Genomic DNA, 3957 nt, shown 5'->3' with positions numbered 1-3957 from the left:
GTAGTCCTCTTCCTTGTTGGCCTCGTACTCGAAACGGATGGTATGGTCGTCGTCCGAGTTCGGGTCGCCCGCCCACGGATCGCCCGGGGCGCTTTGCTTGAGCACGCGGTTCAAAGGCGAGGCTTCGAAGAACTTCTCGCCGTACGGGTAGGCCGTCCCGCCGTTGTAGGTCGTGTAGAAGCCTTGTGTGCCGGAAAGCGCGGATGGGTCGACTTCGAGGTCCTGTACCGCGTTCGGGTACGGCAGGTACTCTTTTTTTTGCCTGCCGAAGGCATCGTATTCGATATGGGTGACGATGTTCTCGCCCTGGGCCGACTGCTTGTTGGCCAGTTGCTGTTTGGGCCTGCCCAGGCCGTCGTAGTAGGTGACGTCGGTGATCAGGTCGGGCGAGTTGTCGGGCAGTGCCGTCGTGGTGGCGTCCTTGTATTGGCGCACCACCGTGTAGTTCTCGGTTTTGGTCTGGGCCGTCAGTGCAAACGGCAAGGCAAAAAGTAATGGGAAGAGTCTTTTCATGGCGTTTGCTTAGTATCGGTCGAAGTTTTGGTCGAAGGTTTTGGTGGTCGCGGACGGCGTCAATTTTTGAAAGGGAAAAATACAATTCGCGTCTCCCGGATCAAATATCGTTCGGGAAACTAATTGTCTTTCGGAAATCTAAAGATCGAAAACGCACGCCGCGTCTTATTTGCCAAGAAGCTTTTCGAGATAGGCCACCTTGTCTTTCTCGGCCTGTACCAAGCGTTCGTACAGTTCGACGACTTTGTCCAACGGATTGAAATTGGGCTGTAGGTTGACGGCATTCAACGTGGAATTGTCGTTGCTGTTGAACGTGTTGGAAATGATATTGAACACCGCTTCCTCGCTAAAATTTCTCAGTCCTTCCACACTAACGCCGAGCGCCTGTGCGACGTCCTTCAATCTTACGTCGTCGATGTCCTCGCTGTTCTCCATGTTGCTTACGGTCTGTTGGCTGACGCCCAGAGCCTGGGCCAGCGCTTCCTGTTTCATGCCGCGCAGTTCGCGGATGCGGGAGATTTTTCGTCCGATGTGGGATTTTGAAGGGGTTTCCATGGTGAAGATGTTTGTTGCGTAAATATAGGAAATTTGGGAAACGGCAGGGTTTGTATTTTACAATGTGTTGGTGCCGGAATGATTTTTTTTTGTTAAGCGACGGGTTGAGGCAATTTTTTTTGTGACAATTTTTTTGCCACAGAATTGTGTCAAAAAAATTCATCGGTTGAAAAGTTGACACAAAGCCGTCATTAATTCTGGAACATGAGGTGTTACTTTTTATCGTTAGCGATCGTTTTAAGGCTTGTTAAAATGTAAAAAGGAGTGCGTTGTACACTCCTTTTTTGTTTGTTTTTGTTGAAGTAATTTGATTTACAAAATGTTATAATATCACTTACGCGCCATCACTAATTCTGGAACATTACCGAAAACCACACGGTGAGGTGTGGTTTAATGCCTAATAGCGATTGATTAGCAGAATATTCTTATCGACAGGACAAATTTGGGTTATCTTCATAATCTAATGCCGTTGAAGAACGCTTTTTCGTATAATTTCCACTCTTAGCACAAATGTAATAATGCATCGCTTCTGAATCATGAGACTTTAAATTCATCATCGGCAAAACATTGACATCATTTATATTAGACGAATCGATTACCTTGTATTTTGATAAAATCTTCACCATATCCTCTGTTAATACAGAAGTTGAATCTGACCAATAAAAAAGGCGGCCATCTCTTTCAATGAATCTTGATGGAAAGTAGAGTGATACGTAACCAATTTTATTGCTTGGAGAAATTAATAGCTTCTCTTGATTCGCAAGAATACTTATACCAATAACATTGTCAAAAACTCGAGAATTTAATGAAAACACCTTCTCTGACTTTTTGAACTCTTTATTTTGAATAAAATCAGATATGGCAAATTTTATTGCATCGTCATTAGTGGATATATCATACCCAATCTGCCTTAATTGAGAACAAGAATAGACAGAAACGAGAAAAGACAGTAAGAATATTTTTTTCATTTTAATAGTTAAAAGATTTAGGAAAAGTAAGAATTCTAAAATTGATATTCGGGTTTGTATTATGAGTGTTTCTTTTGAACCACATGTCTTTTTCTGAAGGTTTTAATCTTCTTTCATCATCTGCCCTTGTCAGGTGGGTATGAAAGTGAGTTCGAACTGTCGTAGTCGTATATAGGTTGTAATCCATTCGGTGCAAATTAAACGCCGTTCCTCCTTTATCAAATTGGTTACTTCCATAACCTCCCAGATAAAAATGAGTTATTTTTTCGTCACCCTTTCCTGATAGTTGATAACCACCTAACTCTTTGTCAATGTTATCTGCGAGTTTCAAAATGAAGTTTTCCATCCCCTCAACTGATGGTTGGTTTTCTCCACCTACTTCAAATACATTGTCATTTTTAAGGTTCATGCCATCTTTTAGAATACCAGATTCAATGTTATCAATATCAATTTTCTCCTTCCCGCGTTCAGATTTCCTTACTAAAAACCCTAAAAACCCTTCCCCTTTTTTCTTTATGTTTCCATTTTTATCAGTTTGAAGGATTCTATCTGGCGAATCATTTTTTTCTCCAATCTGCTTGACGTCTCCTGTTTTTTTGTCAAAAGTGAAATCGGTTAGGCCGAGTGGGTCTATCCTAACGACTGGGTTGTTTTGGACATAGTTGTAAGGTGTTAACCAATCCCTTTCGTCCGCCAACGGGTCAATATTCATCCACCTCCCAATCGCAGGGTCATAATTTCTTGCTCCATAATCGTAGAAGTTAAGCCCCAACTCATCCTGCCACTCCTTCCCATTGTATTTATACCGATACGTATTCCCCTCCGACGGCACCTGAATGATCCTCAATGTCGAAAAACCCGGGTCTTCCTGGAAGTTCTTCACGTTCGAATTGTAGTTGGTGTGCTTGAGTCCGAACGGGTAGTAGTGGTCCTCGTTGAGGATCTTGACCTGGTTGTCTGATGGATCGAGGGCGTAGTTCATGCGGATGTTGCCCAGGTGGTCCTTGTACTGGTAGACGTAGTTGAACTGGTAGGCGTCGTTGATTTTCGTGGCCTTGATGTAGCCTTCGGGGTGGGCGATGAACTGCAGGGTGTTGTTCTCGTACTGGAAGCCCTGCTGGTAGACCGTGGTGGTCTGTTCCTGGTTGCTGCCGACCTGTTTGCTTACGAGTTTGCGGACTTTGGTGCCCGTCGCGTTGTACTGGTAGGTGATGAAGCTGCCGTCGTGGTACAGGATCTTGAGCGGCAGGTTCAAATGGTTGTAGGTGATCGCGTCGATGTCCTTGTTCTTGTCGGTGGTCATGTTGCCGTAGGTGTCGTAGGCGTAATCGTCCTCGCCTACGTTGCCGTCGTTGAAGCCCGAGGCGTGGGCTTCCTGGTCTTCTACGGCAAGCAGCGTGTTGGATTGGGGAGCGTAGGTATAGACCAGGTCGTCTATGGGCTGTACGGCCGTGAGGTCTTCGTAGTCGCCGTTGCGGCCCAAAGAGGTGATGTTGCCGTTCCTGTCGTAGGCCATCCACTCGTCGTAGGACCTGCTGCGCGGAACGTTCTCGTACGGCCTTTGGTAGTAGGCGTGCAGCAGGCGGTTCAGCCCGTCGTACTTATAGCCGTATTTGCGTTGGAAACCGTCCGACGAACTTCTCCAAAACGTCTCGGAGATGTTGCCGTTGTACAGCGCGCTGACCTCGTCGTCGAGGTCGTCCTGGACGGTGTCGTAGTTGATGCGGAACGAGAACAGGTCGCCCGAGGCATGGCCCGGGTCGACGTCGTTGATGTCGGTGAGCCAGCCGCGGATGTTGTATTTGTAGTCGACGTGCTGCAGCGCGCCCGTGCCGATCTGGCCCACCTGCTTTTCGACGAGCTGGCCCAGGTCGTCGTAGGCGTTCAGGAAGATGCGCTCGTTGGTTCCGCCGTTCACCTG

At 46.7% G+C, this 3957-nt stretch carries 4 protein-coding genes; all 4 read right to left on the bottom strand.

Annotated features, from left to right (window positions below; genetic code table 11):
• A partial coding sequence (locus tag HZF10_RS17735) for a DUF6443 domain-containing protein (RefSeq protein ID WP_246282663.1) occupies window positions 1–513 on the bottom strand: 513 nt, incomplete at its 3' end.
• A 165-nt stretch (window positions 514–678) separates the two neighbouring features.
• Complete coding sequence (locus tag HZF10_RS17730; protein ID WP_176007583.1) at window positions 679–1068, bottom strand: helix-turn-helix domain-containing protein; 390 nt, start codon at window positions 1066–1068, stop codon at window positions 679–681.
• Window positions 1069–1493: 425 nt separating this feature from the next.
• Window positions 1494–2036 (bottom strand): hypothetical protein, encoded by a 543-nt coding sequence (locus tag HZF10_RS17725; RefSeq protein WP_176007582.1) that lies wholly within the window; start codon window positions 2034–2036, stop codon window positions 1494–1496.
• A gap of 1 nt (window position 2037) precedes the next feature.
• On the bottom strand, window positions 2038–3957 hold a 1920-nt coding region (locus HZF10_RS17720; protein ID WP_176007581.1), incomplete at its 5' end, for an RHS repeat domain-containing protein.

The organism is Flavobacterium agri (assembly GCF_013401995.1).
Lineage (GTDB): Bacteria > Bacteroidota > Bacteroidia > Flavobacteriales > Flavobacteriaceae > Flavobacterium > Flavobacterium agri.
Note: the sequence above shows the minus strand (reverse complement) of the source record. Positions and strands in the feature narration are given on the sequence as shown.

Excerpts from the sequence above, each read along its gene's own strand:
- HZF10_RS17730 (WP_176007583.1), bottom strand. The coding sequence starts at position 1,068 with ATGGAAACCCCTTCAAAATCCCACATCGGACGAAAAATCTCCCGCATC.
- HZF10_RS17725 (WP_176007582.1), bottom strand. The coding sequence starts at position 2,036 with ATGAAAAAAATATTCTTACTGTCTTTTCTCGTTTCTGTCTATTCTTGT.